At 65.8% G+C, this 17,182-nt stretch carries 17 protein-coding genes and 1 pseudogene; 11 read left to right on the top strand and 7 right to left on the bottom strand.

Annotated features, from left to right (window positions below; all coding sequences use genetic code 11):
- Positions 1–128: 128 nt before the first annotated feature.
- Positions 129–1,370, top strand: coding sequence for a bifunctional glutamate N-acetyltransferase/amino-acid acetyltransferase ArgJ (gene argJ, locus ACVWY3_RS31965; protein WP_456842022.1), 1,242 nt, complete (start codon positions 129–131; stop codon positions 1,368–1,370).
- Positions 1,371–1,477: 107 nt separating this feature from the next.
- Here argJ and ACVWY3_RS31960 read toward each other — a convergent pair.
- A pseudogene (locus ACVWY3_RS31960) lies at positions 1,478–1,716 on the bottom strand (pilus assembly protein); the annotation flags it as partial.
- Between the two features lie 104 nt (positions 1,717–1,820).
- Between ACVWY3_RS31960 and ACVWY3_RS31955 the strand changes: the two are divergent.
- Positions 1,821–2,231 (top strand): (deoxy)nucleoside triphosphate pyrophosphohydrolase, encoded by a 411-nt coding sequence (locus ACVWY3_RS31955; protein ID WP_456842021.1) that lies wholly within the window; start codon positions 1,821–1,823, stop codon positions 2,229–2,231.
- 126 nt (positions 2,232–2,357) lie between these two features.
- Here the strand turns inward: ACVWY3_RS31955 and ACVWY3_RS31950 are convergent, their stop codons facing one another.
- Complete coding sequence (locus tag ACVWY3_RS31950; protein ID WP_456842020.1) at positions 2,358–3,236, bottom strand: methyltransferase domain-containing protein; 879 nt, start codon at positions 3,234–3,236, stop codon at positions 2,358–2,360.
- Between the two features lie 197 nt (positions 3,237–3,433).
- Between ACVWY3_RS31950 and ACVWY3_RS31945 the strand changes: the two genes are divergently transcribed.
- From ACVWY3_RS31945 to ACVWY3_RS31930, 4 genes are read left to right on the top strand one after another with little or no spacing between them, the layout of a single operon-like run.
- Positions 3,434–4,243, top strand: a complete 810-nt coding sequence (locus ACVWY3_RS31945) for a ComF family protein (RefSeq protein ID WP_456842019.1) — start codon at positions 3,434–3,436, stop codon at positions 4,241–4,243.
- 34 nt (positions 4,244–4,277) lie between these two features.
- A complete protein-coding gene (gene grxC, locus ACVWY3_RS31940) occupies positions 4,278–4,553 on the top strand; it encodes a glutaredoxin 3 (RefSeq protein WP_456843507.1) in 276 nt (91 codons plus the stop codon).
- Positions 4,550–5,428 carry a carbon-nitrogen hydrolase family protein gene (locus tag ACVWY3_RS31935; protein WP_456842018.1) on the top strand — a complete coding sequence of 293 codons (879 nt, stop codon included), beginning with the start codon at positions 4,550–4,552 and terminating at the stop codon, positions 5,426–5,428. Before grxC ends, ACVWY3_RS31935 begins: the two co-directional genes overlap by 4 nt.
- Entirely contained in the window at positions 5,425–5,904 is a 480-nt protein-coding gene (locus ACVWY3_RS31930; RefSeq protein WP_456842017.1) for a DUF1178 family protein, read from the top strand. Before ACVWY3_RS31935 ends, ACVWY3_RS31930 begins: the two co-directional genes overlap by 4 nt.
- Positions 5,905–6,022: 118 nt before the next feature.
- Here ACVWY3_RS31930 and ACVWY3_RS31925 read toward each other — a convergent pair whose 3' ends face one another.
- The 3 genes from ACVWY3_RS31925 to ACVWY3_RS31915 all read right to left on the bottom strand — a co-directional run bounded on the left by ACVWY3_RS31925 (position 6,023) and on the right by ACVWY3_RS31915 (position 8,361).
- The gene (locus ACVWY3_RS31925) at positions 6,023–6,922 is read right to left on the bottom strand and encodes an EamA family transporter (protein WP_456842016.1); all 900 of its coding nucleotides are present in this window, start codon (positions 6,920–6,922) and stop codon (positions 6,023–6,025) included.
- A 182-nt stretch (positions 6,923–7,104) separates the two neighbouring features.
- Positions 7,105–7,758 (bottom strand): bifunctional 2-polyprenyl-6-hydroxyphenol methylase/3-demethylubiquinol 3-O-methyltransferase UbiG, encoded by a 654-nt coding sequence (gene ubiG / locus ACVWY3_RS31920; RefSeq protein ID WP_456842015.1) that lies wholly within the window; start codon positions 7,756–7,758, stop codon positions 7,105–7,107.
- 135 nt (positions 7,759–7,893) lie between these two features.
- On the bottom strand, positions 7,894–8,361 hold the full coding sequence (locus ACVWY3_RS31915) for a PH domain-containing protein (RefSeq protein WP_456842014.1): 468 nt from the start codon (positions 8,359–8,361) through the stop codon (positions 7,894–7,896).
- 150 nt (positions 8,362–8,511) lie between these two features.
- Between ACVWY3_RS31915 and ACVWY3_RS31910 the strand changes: the two genes are divergently transcribed.
- The 3 genes from ACVWY3_RS31910 to prfA all read left to right on the top strand — a co-directional run bounded on the left by ACVWY3_RS31910 (position 8,512) and on the right by prfA (position 13,530).
- Positions 8,512–9,768, top strand: coding sequence for an aspartate kinase (locus ACVWY3_RS31910; protein ID WP_456842013.1), 1,257 nt, complete (start codon positions 8,512–8,514; stop codon positions 9,766–9,768).
- Positions 9,769–10,116: 348 nt separating this feature from the next.
- Positions 10,117–12,384 carry a phosphoenolpyruvate--protein phosphotransferase gene (gene ptsP, locus ACVWY3_RS31905; protein ID WP_456842012.1) on the top strand — a complete coding sequence of 756 codons (2,268 nt, stop codon included), beginning with the start codon at positions 10,117–10,119 and terminating at the stop codon, positions 12,382–12,384.
- 60 nt (positions 12,385–12,444) lie between these two features.
- Positions 12,445–13,530 carry a peptide chain release factor 1 gene (prfA, locus tag ACVWY3_RS31900; protein WP_456842011.1) on the top strand — a complete coding sequence of 362 codons (1,086 nt, stop codon included), beginning with the start codon at positions 12,445–12,447 and terminating at the stop codon, positions 13,528–13,530.
- 9 nt (positions 13,531–13,539) lie between these two features.
- On the opposite strand, the gene ACVWY3_RS31895 is transcribed toward prfA, so the two are convergent.
- The gene (locus ACVWY3_RS31895) at positions 13,540–14,016 is read right to left on the bottom strand and encodes a MarR family winged helix-turn-helix transcriptional regulator (RefSeq protein ID WP_456843506.1); all 477 of its coding nucleotides are present in this window, start codon (positions 14,014–14,016) and stop codon (positions 13,540–13,542) included.
- A 117-nt stretch (positions 14,017–14,133) separates the two neighbouring features.
- On the opposite strand from ACVWY3_RS31895, the gene prmC reads away from it, so the two are divergent.
- Entirely contained in the window at positions 14,134–15,024 is an 891-nt protein-coding gene (gene prmC / locus ACVWY3_RS31890) for a peptide chain release factor N(5)-glutamine methyltransferase (RefSeq protein WP_456842010.1), read from the top strand.
- Between the two features lie 464 nt (positions 15,025–15,488).
- Positions 15,489–16,256 (top strand): DUF4167 domain-containing protein, encoded by a 768-nt coding sequence (locus ACVWY3_RS31885; RefSeq protein WP_456842009.1) that lies wholly within the window; start codon positions 15,489–15,491, stop codon positions 16,254–16,256.
- A gap of 111 nt (positions 16,257–16,367) precedes the next feature.
- On the opposite strand, the gene ACVWY3_RS31880 is transcribed toward ACVWY3_RS31885, so the two are convergent.
- The gene (locus ACVWY3_RS31880; protein ID WP_456842008.1) at positions 16,368–17,114 is read right to left on the bottom strand and encodes a methyltransferase domain-containing protein; all 747 of its coding nucleotides are present in this window, start codon (positions 17,112–17,114) and stop codon (positions 16,368–16,370) included.
- Positions 17,115–17,182 lie beyond the last annotated feature (68 nt).

The following is a 17,182-nucleotide window of genomic DNA, read 5'->3' as shown; positions in this document are numbered from 1 at the left end:
AATTTGCTGTCACTTCGGTGACGTGAAGAGTATCTAAGCCTTCATGATGCCCGGCCCCAAGCGCGAAGCGCGTCTTCGCACAGAGGGGCCGGGCATCTGCATATCCAGACCCACCAAGGCGCCCCGCGATGTCCTCCTCCGTCTCTCCCCTCGCCCCGAAGAACGTCCCTGATTTGCCCGTGATCGCGGGGGTCCGTCTTGCGACGGCCGAGGCCGGCATCCGCTACAAGAACCGCACCGACGTCCTGCTGGCGGTGATGGACAAGGGCACCGCCGTCGCGGGCGTCTTCACCAAGTCGAAGTGCCCGTCGGCGCCGGTGGAATGGTGTCGCGCCAAGCTGAAGGGCGGCAAGGCCCGCGCCCTCGTCGTCAATTCCGGCAATGCCAATGCCTTCACCGGCAAGACCGGCCGAGCCTCCACCGCACTGACCGCCAAGATCGCGGCCAAGGCGGTCGGATGCAGCGAAAGCGAGATCTTCCTGGCTTCGACCGGCGTGATCGGCGAGCCGCTGGACGCAACCAAGTTCGACGGCGTGCTGGGACGCCTCGCCGAGACCGCCGAGCCCGGCGACTACCTCGCCGCGGCCAAGGCGATCATGACGACCGACACCTTCCCCAAGGTCGCGACCGCGACGGTCAAGCTCGGCAAGGCCAAGGTCACCATCAACGGAATGGCCAAGGGCGCCGGCATGATCGCGCCCGACATGGCGACGATGCTGTCCTTCATCTTCACCGATGCTCCGATCGCGCCGGCCGCGCTCCAGGCCCTGCTCAAGGCCGGCGTCGAGGACACCTTTAACGCCGTGACGATCGACGGCGACACCTCGACCTCCGACACGCTGCTGGCCTTCGCCACCGGTGCTGCCGCTGCGCAGGGCGCGCCCAAGATCAGCCGCGCCAGCGATCCGCGCCTGAAGGCGTTCGTCAAGGCGTTCAACCAGATCCTTGCCAACCTGTCCGAACAGGTCGCCCGTGACGGCGAAGGCGCGCGCAAGCTGGTCGACATCACCGTCGAAGGCGCCAAGACCAAGGCCTCGGCGCGCAAGATCGCGATGTCGATCGCCAACTCGCCACTGGTCAAGACCGCGATCGCCGGCGAGGACGCCAATTGGGGCCGCGTGGTGATGGCGGTCGGCAAGGCCGGCGAGCCCGCCGATCGCGACAAGCTTTCCATTTCTTTCAACGGCATCCGCGTCGCCAAGAGCGGCGCGCGCGACCCCGATTACGACGAGGCCCAGGTATCGGAAGCGATGAAGGCGCCGGAGATCGCGATCAAGGTCTCGCTCGGCCTCGGCAAGGGCCGCGACCGCGTCATGACCTGCGACCTGACCAAGGAGTATGTGGCGATCAACGGGGATTACAGATCGTAAGGCAGCCGTCATCCGGGGCACGCGAAGCGAGAACCCGGAATCTCGAGATTCGATTGCGCACCATAGCTCGATGCTGGCGCATCCCCCCGGGAATGACGCCTCTGACATCACCCCGAAATCCGCGCGTCGGCGAGGTCCTTCTTGAACAGCGCGGTCATGGCGTCCGAGATGCCTTGGGTCGGGCTCACCTCGAAATAAAGGCCGGGCGAGGCGCAGCTCTGCTTGATGGCGGTGCAGAGCGACACGTCGATTGGCGACTGGCAGCGGCCGTCGGCTTGGCGCAGCCAGCGGTGTACTCGTCGGCGACGCCGTCCGAGACGAAGAACAGATATTTCATCGGCGCGGCCTAGGAACCGACGATTAGATATGACTTATGAGGTTCCCGGAAATCCGGCCGCGGCGCAGTTAACGAAACGCTCCGGATCATCTTCAACGAGCAGTATTTTTGGCATGGCAGATCTCAAGCTGACATTGGTGGTGGCCTGTGCGCTGGTCGACGCCGACAAGCGCGTCCTGATCGCGCGGCGCCCCGAGGGCAAGGCGCTGGCGGGCCTCTGGGAATTTCCCGGCGGCAAGCTCGAGCCTGGCGAGCGGCCGGAGCAGAGCCTGATCCGTGAGCTCCACGAAGAGCTCGGCATCACCGTGGCCGAGCCGTGCCTGGCCCCGCTGACGTTTGCGAGCTACGGCTACGAGACGTTTCACCTCTTGATGCCGCTCTACATCTGCCGGCGCTGGGAAGGGATGGTCACCGCACGCGAAGGCCAGAACCTCGCCTGGGTCCGCGCCAACAGACTGCGCGACTATCCGATGCCGCCCGCGGACATTCCGCTGATTCCCCATTTGATCGATTTGCTGATGTGACGATGCCCTTGCATCGTCATTCCGGGGCTCGCGAAGCGAGAACTATGGTGCGCAATTGCGCACCTGGGAACCTCGAGATTCCGGCTTCGGTCCTGCGGACCGCCCCGGAATGACGGCATCTGCGGCCTACCTTTCCCCCGCCTTCTTCACCGCCTCCGCCAGGCTCGCTTTCGCCGACCCGGGCTTCAGCGGCTGCTGCTGGCTCGCATGCGGGGCCCAGCCGGACAGCCAGATGGTGTCGAACGTGGCCCGGATGCGGCCGTCGGCATCGGCGAAGCGCTCGGCGTAGATCTCGGCCATCCGCAGCAGCGTGGCGCGCCGGCTCGGCGCGCGGCGGCGCTCGATCAGCACATTGGCCGCGCCCATGCGGCGCAGGTCCTGCATCAGCGCGAACGCGTTGGCATAGCGCACCACGACGCGATCGACATCGGTCACCGGCAGCGCAAAGCCCACCCGCTGCAACAGCGCGCCGATGTCGCGCAAGTCCGCGAACGGCGCCACGCGTGGCGACACGCCGCCCTCGCATTCCGCTTCGGCGGCAGCCAAGGCATGCCGCAGCTCGGTCAGGCTGTCGCCCCCGATCATCGCGGCGAGCAGCAGCCCGTCCGGCTTCAGCGCGCGGCGGATTTGCGCCAGCACGCCCGGCAGATCGTTGACGAATTGCAGCGCCAGCGCCGAGACCACGAGATCGAGGCTTTCCGGCGCGAAGGGTAATTTCTCCGAACCCGCCGCATCGAGCGCAATCCGCTCGATGGAAGGAAGCCGCGCCCGCAGCCCCGCCAGCCCCTCACCGGGTGTCCAGAGATCGACGGGGGCGTGAAACTCGCGCATCACTGCGGCCAGCCGGTCGGACATGTCCTCGGCGACACGATCGAGCAGGAAGGTGACGCCGCCTTGCGCCTGTGCCCGCCGCTGCCGCGCATGCAGCAAGGCGCGATCGAACAGAGCGGGTGGGGTTTGCGGGGTCTGGGCCATGCCGCTGGTTACGCCGATCACGCTGGCCATGGCAATCATTCTCGTGTCCCGGACGCGCTGCAGCGCTCTTAGCGCTGCTGCGCAGGGCCGGGACCCCAAAGGCAACATCGTATGATGCGGTGGGATGGGCCCCGGCTCTGCAGCGCACTGCCGAAGTGGCGGGGCGCTGCGTCCGGGGCACGAGAGAGCGGCTTGAGCGCGGTCCAGCTGAACGCTAGCCTCCTCTCATGGAAGCCGAAAGTGCCCCTTCCCGTTCCATCGCCGCGCCGCTGCGAACCGCATGGTCGGCTGGCCGCACCGTGCTGGCGCGGGCGGCCCGGCTCGCGCTCGACATCGCGCTGCCGACGCTGTGCGTCTCCTGCCGCGAGCCGGTCGACGGTGAGGGCGTCTGCGCGGCCTGCTGGGCGAGGCTGTCGTTCATCGAACGGCCCTATTGTCCCCGCCTCGGCATTCCCTTCGTCTATGACCCCGGCCCCGAGATGCTGTCGATGGAGGCCATCGCGAACCCGCCGGCCTACCAGCGGGCGCGCGCCGCCGTGCGCTATGACGACATCGCCCGAACCCTGGTGCACGCGCTGAAATACCAGGACCGCACCGATCTGGCTCCGGCCATGGGCCGCTGGATGGCGCGCGCGGGCGGCGAACTGCTCGCTGAGGCCGACATGCTGGTGCCGGTGCCCCTGCATTGGCGGCGCGCCTGGCGCCGCCGCTACAACCAGTCCGGCGCGCTGGCGCGCATCATCGAGCGGCAGAGCCGGGTGAAAATGAAGGCTGAGGTGCTGCGCCGGGTGCGTGCCACCGAGCAGCAGATCGGCCTGTCGCGGGCCCAGCGCACCACCAATGTGCAGGGCGCATTCCAGGTATCCCCTGACCATCGGGCCGAAATCCAGGGCCGCCGCATCATCCTGATCGACGACGTCCTGACCACGGGTGCGACGCTGGACGCCTGTGCGCGGGCCCTGCTCCGCGCCAAGGCGGCCCAGGTCGACGTGCTGGTCTTCGCCCGGGTTGTCGAGAGCGCCCCCCGTCCCATATAATTCAATGAATTCTGACATGAAAGCGCTGGACGAGATGACCGTTGCTGTCGAGATCTACACCAGGCCGGGTTGCGGCTATTGTTCCGCCGCGAGGTCCCTGCTGACCCGCAAGAAGGCGACCTTCGCGGAATTCGATGTCGCCAAGAACCCGTCCTGGCGCCAGGAGATGTACGACCGCGCCGGCGAGGGCTCGACTTTCCCGCAGATCTGGATCGGCGGAACCCATGTCGGAGGCTGCGACGAGCTCTACGCGCTCGATCGCGAGGGCAAGCTCGACGGCCTGCTCGAGAGCGTGAAGGCCGTCTCATGAGTGATAACAGGACCTTCACCGCCGCGATGGTGCAGATGCGCACCGGCTTGATGCCCGGACCGAGCCTCGAACAGGCCACCAAGCTGATCCGGCAGGCGGCGGCCAATGGCGCCGACTACGTGCAGACGCCCGAAGTCAGCAACATGATGCAGCTGAACCGCAAGGCGCTGTTCGAGCACCTGCAGACCGAGGAGAACGACACCTCGCTGAGGGCCTACCGCGCGCTCGCGGCAGAGCTCGGGATTCACATCCATGTCGGCTCGCTGGCGCTGCGCTTCTCGCCGGAGAAAGCGGTCAACCGCTCGTTCCTGATCGGGCCCGAGGGCAACGTGCTCGCGAGCTACGACAAGATCCACATGTTCGACATCGAGCTGCCGGACGGCGAGAGCTATCGCGAATCCGCCAATTACCAGCCGGGCGAGACCGCCGTGATCTCCGATCTGCCGTGGGGCCGCGTTGGCTTGACGATCTGCTACGACGTGCGGTTCCCCGCGCTTTACCGTGCGCTCGCCGAGAGCGGCGCCCATTTCATCACGGTACCATCGGCCTTCACCCGCAAAACCGGGGAAGCGCATTGGCACGTGCTGCTGCGCGCGCGCGCGATCGAGACCGGCTGCTTCATCTTCGCCGCTGCGCAGGCCGGCCTGCATGAGAACAAGCGCGAGACCTACGGCCATTCGCTGATCGTCGATCCCTGGGGCGAGATCCTCGCTGAGGGCGATGTCGAGCCCGGCATCATCATGGCGAAGATCGACCCGGCCAGGGTCGAGACCGCCCGCCGCGCGATCCCCTCGCTCCAGCACGGCCGCCGCTTTGGCGTCACCGATCCCAAGGCGGGGCCGGATCACCTGCACCTCGTGCGGGGATCGGCATGATCCGCTACGCACTGCACTGCGACCGCGGCCACGACTTCGAAAGCTGGTTCCAGAGTTCTTCGGCCTATGATTCCCAGGTGAAGCGCAAGCTCGTGACCTGCCCGATCTGCGGCTCGGCCAAGGTCGACAAGGCGATCATGGCCCCGCGCATCGTCGGCAAGAAGGGCCGCGGCCGTGCAGCCCCGCCGGAGCCCGTGGCTGCCGCCACGCCCGAGGCTACTCCGTCAGGACCGACATCGCTGCTGATGGCCCAGGAGCGCGAGCTGCGCGCCAAGCTGAAAGAGCTGCGCGACCATATCGTCAAGAACGCCGACAATGTCGGCGAGCGCTTTGCGAATGAAGCCCGCGCCATGCATTACGGCGACAAGGAGCACCGCCCGATCTACGGCGAGGCCTCGCCGGAAGAGGCGAAGTCGTTGATCGACGAAGGCATCGAGGTCTCGCCGCTGCCGACGCTGCCGGAAGACAGGAACTGACGCACGAAGCGCGTCATCCCGGGATGGTCCGAAGGACCAGACCCCAGATGCGCAATTGCGCATCGGGGGATCTCGAGATTCCGGGTTCCCCCTTCGGGCGTCCCGGAATGACGGCCAGTTACACGCCCACCAGCAGCGCAACGCCCCCTACGATCAGCAGGATCCCAAATATCTCGCGCGGTGCGATCGGCTGCTTGAACGAGTAGTAGGCTACGCCTTGCGCGAACAGCACCTCGATCAGCGCAAGCGTGCGGACATTGGCGGCGGCCGTCAGCGCAAACGCGAGAAACCAGAATTGCGAGGCGAAGGCGCCCATGAAGCCGGCGAGCAGCGACGGCTTCCATAGCCCCAGGATCGATTGCAGCACCTTTGGCGCACGCCAGAGCAGATAGATCGTCAGGATCAGCGTCTGCACGAACAGCCCGAGCACCAGCGTGCACGACGACGCCGTCACGAACGATACGTTGGGCACGGTGATGATGGCGCCACGAAAACCGACCGCAGAGAGCGCGAACGCCGCCGCGGCGACGAGGCCGGTGATCGTCGGCTTCAGCTCCGCAAAACTCTTCTCGCCGCCGGGCCGGAGCGCCGTGATGACGACGCCGACCGTCGCGATCACGATCGCCAGCACCTTCAGCCAGGTCAGGCGATCGCCGAGGAAGACGAAGCCGAAGATCGCGGTCTGGATCGCCTCGGTCTTCAGGTAGGCCGTCGTCACCACGAAGGAGCGATCGTTCATCGCGAGCAGCATCAATCCGGTGGCAACGATCTGGCTGAGTGCGCCAAGCAGGAGCCACGGCCAGAACGCGGACGGCGGCATGCCGAGGTGATCGCCGGTGATGATCAGCACCACGCCCAGGAACAGCAGCGAGAACGGGAAGCCGAACAGGAAGCGGATGTTGGTCGCGCCCCATGTCCCCAGCGGCTTCGTCAGCGACCTTTGCATCGCATTGCGCGCGACCTGCCCGAGCGCAGCGATGATCGTGAAGGGAATCCAGAGGCTGGTGACGGCGAGCATTGGGGGGGTGGCTAATACAGGAAGTGTGGGGCCAACCTGCAAGCTGGGACGCATGCGGTCAACCGCGGGGATGTCATGGGAGCGATGCTCTCGCAACAAACACACTGTCGTCCCTGCGCACGCACTGCGTTCGCAGCGACGACACCGCCCAGGAAGCGACAGCACGGGTCCTATTCACGACCTCACACCATGCCTTCCGCCACCACCATGTAGTTCACGTCCATGTCCGAGGAGAGGGACCATTTGTCGGCGAAGGGGGAGTAGACGACGCCGGTCTGCTCGGTGATGACGAGGCGGTTGTCGAGGAGATATTTGGTCAGCTCGTCCGGCGTGACGAACTTATTCCATTCGTGGGTGCCGCGCGGCAGCCAGCGCAGGACATATTCGGCGCCGACGATGGCCAGCGCGAAGCTCTTCCAGTTCCGGTTCAGGGTCGAGACCACCATCAACCCGTTCGGCTTCAGCATCGCGGCGCAGCGCTTGAGGAAAACGCCGACATCGACGACGTGCTCGATCACCTCCATCGCCAGCACGATGTCGAAGCGCTCGCGCGGGTCGATCTCCTCGACCGTGGTGCAGCGATAGTCGATCGCAAGGTGGCTCTTGTCGGCATGCAGCTTGGCAGCCGCAATGTTGCTCGCCGACGGATCGATGCCGATGACCTGCGCGCCGAGACGCGCCAGCGGTTCGCATAACAGGCCGGCGCCGCAGCCGATGTCGAGCACGCGCAAGGACCCGAGGCAGTTGAGGCTGCGCACATTGCGCTCGAACTTGCGGCAGGCGGCGTCGCGGATATAGCCGAGCCGCAGTGGGTTGATCCGGTGCAGCGGCGCCATCTTGCCCTTGGGGTCCCACCACTCGGCGGAGAGTTTTGAGAATTTCGCGATCTCGGCGGCGTCGACGGTCGAGCCCGGGCTGGGCGGCTGCGGTGGCGGAAGTATTTTGCTGCATGCTCATGGTTACGCGCGGTCCTACCGCGTGGTGATCGAACTACGGAAGGCGAGCGGCGAGGCGATGGTTTTGATCGTCTCGATCCCCTCGCCGACGCCGCGAATGGTCACGTCGCCGTAGTTGAGAATTCGTCCAAGAATGGTCTGATCAACGTCGACACTCTCGACCTTATCCAGCGCCATTTCAAAGGTGCGGCGCTTGATGAACCCGGTCTTGTGCACAACCCTGAGATTGGTGACGTCGGTCTCGGTGGTGAAGCGGTGGAACCAGCCCTTCACGGTCCAGAACAGGGCCGCCAAGGCCACCACGCCCGCAGCGATGAGACAGAGGATCACGAGCCCGTCGCTCGCGGTCTGCCGCGACAGGATCAGCAGGCCCAAGGCCACGACCCAGGCCACAATCGCCGGAAAATAGAAGATCCAGTGCGCGTTGGTCGAATACAGCACCCGCTCGCCGGGCTGCAGGATTTCGTCAATATAGCGCGCCATGACCTCGGTTAACCCATTGTCCGGATTGGCCCCCGCAGGAACCCGCTTGCCCCCGGCCCCGCCCCTCTGTATACGCGCGGTCGGTATCCCCTGGCATCCGTCCAGCGCGGGTCACCATACTGATCCTTATGAAGGAATGCACGCGTCGTCATGAGCCGCCTCGTGATGAAATTCGGCGGCACGTCCGTCGCCAACATCGAACGTATCCGCAACGTCGCGCGCCATGTGAAGCGTGAGGTCGACGCCGGCCATGAGGTCGCGGTGGTCGTCTCGGCGATGTCCGGCAAGACCAACGAGCTGGTGGCCTGGTGCTCCGAGGCCTCGCCAATGCACGACGCGCGCGAATACGACGCCGTGGTCGCCTCCGGCGAGCAGGTGACGTCGGGCCTGCTTGCCATCGTGCTGCAGAGCATGGGCATCCAGGCCCGCTCCTGGCAGGGCTGGCAGATCCCGATCAAGACCAGCGACGCCCATGCCTCGGCCCGGATCGAGGACATCGACGGCGGCGAGATCATCAAGCGCTTCCAGGAGCGCAAGGAGGTCGCGGTCATCGCCGGCTTCCAGGGCATCAACCCCGACACCAATCGAATCACCACGCTCGGCCGCGGCGGCTCCGACACCTCGGCGGTGGCTGTTGCCGCGGCCGTCAAGGCCGACCGCTGCGACATCTACACCGATGTCGACGGCGTCTACACCACCGACCCGCGAATCGTGCCGAAGGCCAAAAGGCTCGACAAGATCGCATTCGAGGACATGCTGGAACTGGCGTCCCAGGGCGCCAAAGTGCTCCAGGTCCGCTCGGTGGAACTCGGCATGGTCCACAACATGCCGATCTTCGTCCGCTCGAGCTTCGACAAGCCAGAGGATATCGACCCGCATGCCAACCAGCCGCCCGGCACGCTGATCTGCAGCGAGGAGGAGATCATGGAAAGCCACGTCGTCACCGGCATCGCCTTCTCGAAGGACGAGGCCCAGATCTCGGTGCGCCAGATCGAGGACAAGCCGGGCGTTGCCGCCTCGATCTTTGGTCCGCTGGCGGAAGCCAACATCAATGTCGACATGATCGTGCAGAACGTGTCCGAAGACGGCAAGACCACCGATCTCACCTTCACGGTGCCGGCCGCCGACTACACCCGCGCCAAGGACACCATCACCGCCGCTAAGGCCAAGATCGGTTATGCACGGCTGGATACAGCTACCGACGTCGCAAAGATCTCGGTGATCGGCAGCGGCATGCGCAGCCATGCCGGCGTCGCCGCCCAGGCGTTCTCGGCCCTTGCGGGTCGGAATATCAACATCCGGGCCATCACAACCTCCGAGATCAAATTCTCGGTCTTGATCGACACGGCGTACACCGAGCTTGCGGTGCGCACCCTGCACACGCTCTACGGCCTCGATCAGACCTGAAGCGCCACCTCGTCGCGCGTCAGAATGTCGTTTAAGCATGGTCCGGAAAGCCGCTTCGCACTTTACCGGACCGTGCTTAGGCTAATTTTCTCTTAGCGGTCGCAGCAAACGCGAGGGTGTACACACCTTCGCGTTTGGCAGGCGTTTTGCTTGGCAAAACAAGCGTCAATTCGCTATACGGCGAACAGGGTGGGCTGCCGCAGACTGGGTCCCAGTTCAGGCCGCTGATTCGGTGCAAGCGAGGGCTTGCGCCAGCGCCGGACAAACAATTTGGTTGTTTTTCTGGAATTTTAGGCCAGCCGCCGGCCGACACCGCCGGGCCCGGCAGACGGAGGAGATTGACGGTTCATGCGGAGCGCGTCGGGAGGTCCCCGCGTCTTGTTGAGACGGCTCCGCGAAACCATGGCGGAGCAGGTCTCGGCCCAGGAGCGGCTGGACAAGATCGTGGTGCTGATCGCCGCCAATATGGTGGCCGAGGTGTGCTCGGTGTATGTGCTGCGCATCGACAACACGCTCGAGCTCTACGCCACCGAAGGCCTCAACCGCGAGGCGGTGCACCACACCGTGCTCAGCGCCCATGAGGGTCTGGTCGGCCTCGTCGCCAGCGAGGCGACCCCGCTCAACCTGAGCGATGCGCAGAGCCACCCGGCCTTCTCGTTCCGCCCAGAAACCGGCGAAGAAATCTATCACTCGTTCCTGGGCGTGCCGATCCTGCGGGCCGGCAACACGCTCGGCGTGCTCGTCGTGCAGAACCGCGCCAAGCGCAACTATGTCGAGGAGGAGCTCGAGGCGCTTCAGACCACCGCGATGGTGCTGGCGGAGCTGATCGCCTCCGGCGAGCTGTCCGCACTCGCCCCGCCGGGCATGGAGCCTGCGGCGCGCCATTCCGCGCAGAAGGTCGGCGCCATCCTGTCGGAGGGTATCGCGCTCGGCCATGTCGTGCTGCACGAGCCGCGCGTCGTGATCAAGGATTACATCGCCGAAGACCTGCCGAAGGAAATCAAGCGGCTCGACACTGCGCTTGCCAAGCTGCGCGCCGATCTCGACCGCATGCTGGAGCGCGGCGACGTCGCGGAAGGAGGCGAGCACCGCGAGGTGCTGGAAGCCTACCGCATGTTCGCCAACGACCAGGGCTGGTCGCACAAGCTGCACGAGGCCGTCGCGACCGGCCTCACTGCGGAAGCCGCCGTCGAGCGCGTGCAGTCCGACACCCGCGCGCGCATGCTGCGCTCGACTGATCCGTATTTGCGCGACCGGCTGCATGATCTCGAGGACCTCGGCTACCGCCTGATGCGGCAGCTGGTCGGCCAGGACCACGCGCCCTCGCGCGAACAACTGCCCGACAACGCCATCGTCATCGCGCGCGCGATGGGTCCCGCCGCGCTGCTCGACTACGACCGCAAGCGGCTGCGCGGCATCGTGCTGGAGGAAGGCACCGCCAACTCCCACGTCTCGATCGTGGCGCGCGCGCTCGGCATTCCCGCCGTCGGCGAGGTGCCGAATGCGCCGGGTATAGCCGATCCCGGCGATCCCATCATCGTCGACGGCACGTCTGGGTCGATCTATGTGCGTCCGTCGCAGGAGATCGAGGCTGCCTTTGCCGAGCGCGTGCGCTTCCGCGCCCGCCGGCAGGCACAATATCTGGCGCTGCGCGATCGCCCCTGCGTCACCAAGGACGGGCAGAAGGTCGAGCTGATGATCAATGCAGGTCTTGCGATCGACCTGCCGCATATCGAGGATACCGGCAGCGCCGGCATCGGCCTGTTCCGCACCGAGCTCCAGTTCATGGTCGGCCAGAGCCTGCCGCGCACCAGCGACCAGCTCGCGCTCTATCGGACCGTGCTGGATGCGGCCGGCACCAAGCCTGTCACCTTCCGCACGCTCGACATCGGCGGCGACAAGGCGCTGCCCTATATGGAAGCGGTGATCGAGGAAAATCCGGCGCTCGGCTGGCGCGCGATCCGGCTTGGGCTCGATCGTCCCGGCCTGCTCCGCGGCCAGATCCGTGCCCTGCTGCGCGCGGGCGGCGGCCGCGCGCTGCGCATCATGTTCCCGATGATCTCGGAGGTTGCCGAATTCGACGCCGCCAAGGCGCTGGTCGAGCGCGAGCTCACTTATCTGCGCCAGCACGGCCACACGCTGCCTGAAAGAATCGACATCGGCACCATGGTCGAGGTGCCCGCGCTACTCTACCAGCTCGACGAGCTGCTGAAGAAGGTGGACTTCATCTCGGTCGGCTCCAACGATCTGTTCCAGTTCCTGTTCGCGGTCGACCGCGGCAATGCCAAGGTATCCGAGCGCTTCGACACCATGTCGGCGCCGATCCTGCGCGCGCTTCGCGAGATCGCGCGCAAGGCGAACGAGGCGAAGAAGTCGCTCTCGCTCTGCGGCGAGATGGCCTCCAAGCCGATCGGCGCGCTGGCGCTGATCGCGCTCGGCTATCGCTCGCTGTCGCTCTCGGCGACCGCGCTCGGCCCGGTCAAGGCGATGGTGCTCGATCTCGACGCGAAGAAGGCCGAAGCGGTGCTCGGCCCGCTCGTCGACGCGCCTGCGGGCAGCGTCTCGATCCGGCAGAAGCTGACGGAATTTGCCGAGGCCGAAGGCCTGGCCTTGTAGCGGGCCTGTCGCCGCTTTCCGCCGCCCGCCCGCCGCTTTCCGCCATTTGAGACTGAACCGATGTCGTCACTCCCTGAAGCCAAACTGGACGTCCTGCTCGCGCATCATGCTTCGCTCGAGGCTGAATCGCTCGGCCAGCTCGCCTCCGACCGCTATGTCCAGATCACCCGCGAGCTCGCCGAGATCACGCCGCTGGTCGCGGCCGTGAAGGCCTATCGGTCTGCAGTCAAAGAGCTCGCCGACACCGAGGCGCTGATCGCCGACCCCGCAACCGATGCCGAAATGCGCAGCATGGCCGAAGCCGAGCGCGACGAGCTGACGCCGAGGATCGATGAGCTGGTCCAGAAGATCCGCGTGGCGCTGCTGCCCAAGGACGCCATGGACGAGCGCAACGTCGTGCTGGAAATCCGCGCCGGCACCGGCGGCGACGAGGCCTCGCTGTTCGCCGGCGATCTGTTCCGCATGTACGAGCGCTTCGCCAGCTTGCAGGGTTGGAAGGTCGAGGTGATCTCGGCGAGCGAAGGCACTGTCGGCGGCTACAAGGAAATCATCGCGGAGGTGCAGGGCCGCGGCGCCTTCTCCAAGCTCAAATTCGAATCCGGCGTGCACCGGGTGCAGCGCGTGCCCGACACCGAGACGCAAGGGCGCATCCACACCTCGGCGGCAACGGTCGCGGTTCTGCCGGAGGTCGAGGATGTCGATGTCGACATCAAGAACGAGGACCTGCGCATCGAGACCATGCGCGCGCAAGGCGCGGGCGGCCAGCACGTCAACAAGACGGAATCGGCGATCCGCATCACCCACATCCCGACCGGCGTCGTGGTGATGATGCAGGACTCGCGGTCGCAGCACAAGAACCGCGCCTCGGCCATGAACATCCTGCGCTCGCGCATCTACGATGCCGAGCGCCAGCGTGTCGATGCCGCGCGCTCGGCCGAGCGCAAGGAGAAGGTCGGCTCCGGCGACCGCTCCGAGCGCATCCGCACCTACAACTTCCCGCAAGGCCGCGTCACCGACCACCGCATCAACCTGACGCTCTACAAGCTGCCGCAGGTGATTGCGGGCGAAGCGCTCGGCGAATTGATCGACGCGCTGACGACCGAGCACCAGGCCGCACAGCTCGCGGCGCAAGGCGCTGCGGCATAAGCTCGCGCCTCAGCGCGCTTTGGCCTGGAACGAGCGCAGGATCTTGCCCAAAGCGGGCGCGGCGACGCTCAGCTCGTCCAGATGAATGCGCGAGAGCGATCGCAGCTTCTGCTCGCCTTTGGCCGTCAGCTTGACCAGGACGCGACGCGCGTCCTCGGGATCGGCTTGCCGGCCAATCAGCTTCAGCTTCGCCATCCGATCCACCAGCTCCACTGCGGTGTGGTGCCGGATCAGGAGAAAGCGCGCGATATCGCCGACGCTGGCGCCGTCGGACTCAGCCAATCCCTTGATCGCCAGCAGCGCCTGGTGCTGCTGCGCCGTCAATCCCGCGTTCTGGGCCGCGGCTTCGCTGAAGGCCAGGAAGGTTCGAAGCTGATAGCGGAATTGCGCCAGCGCCGTGTAATCGGAGTCGCGCATCGTCCGGTTGCTTGAAGACCGTGCAGGCTTCGCCGCCGTCGAGCGTTGCGCCTTCTTCGCCTGAACCATGCCGTTCTGATCGTCATAGGCCGCCATGGATGCCTCCCTCGGCACGCGGCGCGATCAAACGCGCTCCTTTCCGTTGACGCAAGCAAGTCCGCCGATCTATCCACGATGCCAGGCAGGATGGTTCCATTGGCGACAGATTCCAGACACAGCATCGAGAGCGCACGGCGCGCGCTTGCCGCACGACTGCAAGCGGCGGGCATCGAGGAGCCCGGTCTCGACGCCCGCCTGCTCGTCGGCGCCGCAGTGGAGCTCGATCTCACCGCGATGGTGACGCAGGCGGCGCGAGGGCTGACGCAAGACGAGATCGCGCGGCTCGAAGCCTATGCGCAGCGCAGGCTCGCGCATGAGCCGGTCGCCCGCATTCTCGGCACGCGGGAGTTCTGGGGCCTGCCGTTCCGACTGTCGGAGGCAACGCTGGTGCCGCGGCCGGACACAGAGACTGTGGTCGAGCTGGCGCTCGAGATTTTTCGCGAGTTCAGGGGTTCGGGGCGACACCCGCGAATCGCCGACATCGGCACGGGATCCGGCGCCATCCTGCTCGCTTTGCTGCACGAGATTCCGGAGGCGTTCGGCGTCGGCACCGATGTCAGCCTGACCGCGCTCCACACCGCGCGGGATAATGCCGCGGCACTCGGCCTGTCCGGCCGCGCCGCCTTCGTCGCCTGCTCCTACGCGGCGGCGCTTCAAGGCCCGTTCGACCTCATCGTGTCGAACCCACCCTATATTCCCTCGGCTGAAATTCCGAAGTTGAGCATCGAAGTGCGCGAGCACGATCCGCATCTGGCGCTCGACGGCGGCAATGACGGTTATGATGCCTACCGCGCCTTGATCCCGCAGGCGGCCGAGCGCCTTGCCGCAGGCGGGGCGGTGATCGTCGAGGCCGGTCAGGGTCAGGCCCGGAATATTGAAACCTTGATGGGGGCCGCGGCGTTATCCGTGGACAGGCCACCCAAGGCCGACCTGGGAGGCGTTCTCCGAGCCGTATCGGCCCGAAAAATGCCCCCATAAAAAGCCCGATTGGCCAGCAAAAAGCTCTTGGAATATCCCTTGGGAACGACTACGTTCCGCTCAACACATCGGTGCCGGCCCCGTAGACCTACGGGCGAAAGCCGGGGCTCTCGGGCGAGAGCGTTACTGATTATAGGTTCCAAGCCGCAGGTCCTGTTGAGCGCGATCGCCAGTGGAGCTGCGCTGCTCTCCGACCGCAACGTGAACGAAAGCCAGATATTGCGCTTGAAGACTTACGCAAGAAAGCTGGGCTTGTTTCGGCAGGCGAAATGAATGGGTTCGCTGGCAATGGGTGCTGGCGAGTGGGGAACGCGTCTTTGTTGAACGCGACGGTCGACGAACATCGGCAGGGTTCGATCCGCTCTTGCGCGCGGCGCGCGCGAGACGTCTGAACCACTGTCAGCAGGTCACTCCTAGCAATCGGTAATGCGTGCAACCTTTAGGGCTGGAATTAAAGGCAGGACATGAGAAACGGTCAGAACAAGCAGCGGATGCGCAACCGCAACAACAATAACAACAACAACCGGCGCGGCCAGAACCCGATGACCCGGGTCTACGAGTCCAACGGACCCGACATCAAGATCCGCGGCACCGCCTCGCACATCGCTGAAAAGTATCTCCAGCTCGCGCGCGACGCGCGCTCCTCCGGCGACCCCGTTGCAGCCGAGAACTACTATCAGCATGCCGAGCATTATTTCCGCCTGATCGCGGCGGCCCAGGAACAGTTCCGCCAGAACCAGCAGCAGCCGCGCGGCGACGAGCCGATCAGCACCAGCGACGACGGCGAGGACGATGGCGAGAATTTCTCGAATTTCGGCCAGGAGCCGGGCTTCGTCCCCCAGCCGCCACAGCAGCAGCCCTACATGCGCGAAGGCCAGCGCGATCATCACCAGCGCGATCACCAGAGCCGCGACAACCAGCAGCCCTATCAGCGCGACAACCAGCAGCCGCGCGAGCACCGCGAACGCGATCATCGCCCGCAACCGCAATATCAGCCGCAGCCGCAACCTGCGAACCAGCCGCAGCCCGTCATCGCCGATGCCGGCAGCGTCGACCGCCTGCCCTCCTTCATCACCGGCGCACAGCCGCAGGTGAATGGCGGCCAGGGCGGCTTTGAGGGCGGCGGTGGCGGCGAGCGCTATCCGCGCCGCCGGCGCCGGCCGCATGGCCCGCGCCCCGAGCGCGAGGCTGCTCCCGCCGGCTCGAGCGATGATCTCGCGCCCGGCGAGTAAGCTTTTCCGAAAATCTGAATGAGAATCGTCCCGGCTCGCCGGGACGATTTGTTTTTGACAGTGCGCGTTGGCTGAAGCGGTGAGGGCCGGATCACCTCTGGGGAGGTGAATTCAAGTGCGCGTCACCGTCGTGGAGGAAGGCACCAGCACCGGCTTGGTCAGCGCGGGAATGAGGCGTGCCCGCTCGCGCTTGGCGGGGATCGCGCGGTAGACCTGCTTGGTAGCTTCGACGATATGCACGCCGGCAAAGGGCAGCGACAGCGCCGCGCCGGCACGCTCCCACATCTGCGCCGATTTCAGCACCCAGCCGCCGGCATAGGGCGGCATGAACAGCGCCTCGCCCCAGGCGGTCGGTGTGAACCAGGTCTGGCGCAGCAGTTCGGTGATTTGCGAGCGCGAATACGGCCGGCCGTGGCCGAACGGCGTGTTGTCGGTGCGGGTCCACACACCGCGCCGGTTCGGGATCACCGCGATGACGCGCCCAGACGGCGACAGCACCCGCCACACTTCGCGGAGCAGCGCAGCCGGATCGTCCGACATCTCCAGCGCGTGGACCAGCAGGATGCGATCGACCGCGGCCTCGGGCAGCGGCAGGGTGAATTCATCCACCAGCGAGGCCAGCGCGGGCCGCCCCGTGGGCCACTTCAGCACGCCCTGGGCCGCCGGCATGAAGGCGATGCAGCGCTCGGCATCCTCGCGAAACAGCCCGAGATAGGGCGTCGGATAGCCGATCCCGAGCACGCGCTGTCCCTTGGCATTCGGCCAGCGCTCCCTGATGCCGCGATTGATCATTTGCCGCGCCACGATCCCGAGGCGGCGGGAATAGAACTCGCGAAGATCGACGACATCCATGCTCATGACGGCAATGTAACATGCAGAAGGGCGCTGCCGCGCGCGGAATATTGCATTGCCTGCGCAACGTTAAC

The sequence above is a fragment of the Bradyrhizobium sp. USDA 4486 genome (genome assembly GCF_054057995.1).
Note: the sequence above shows the minus strand (reverse complement) of the source record. Positions and strands in the feature narration are given on the sequence as shown.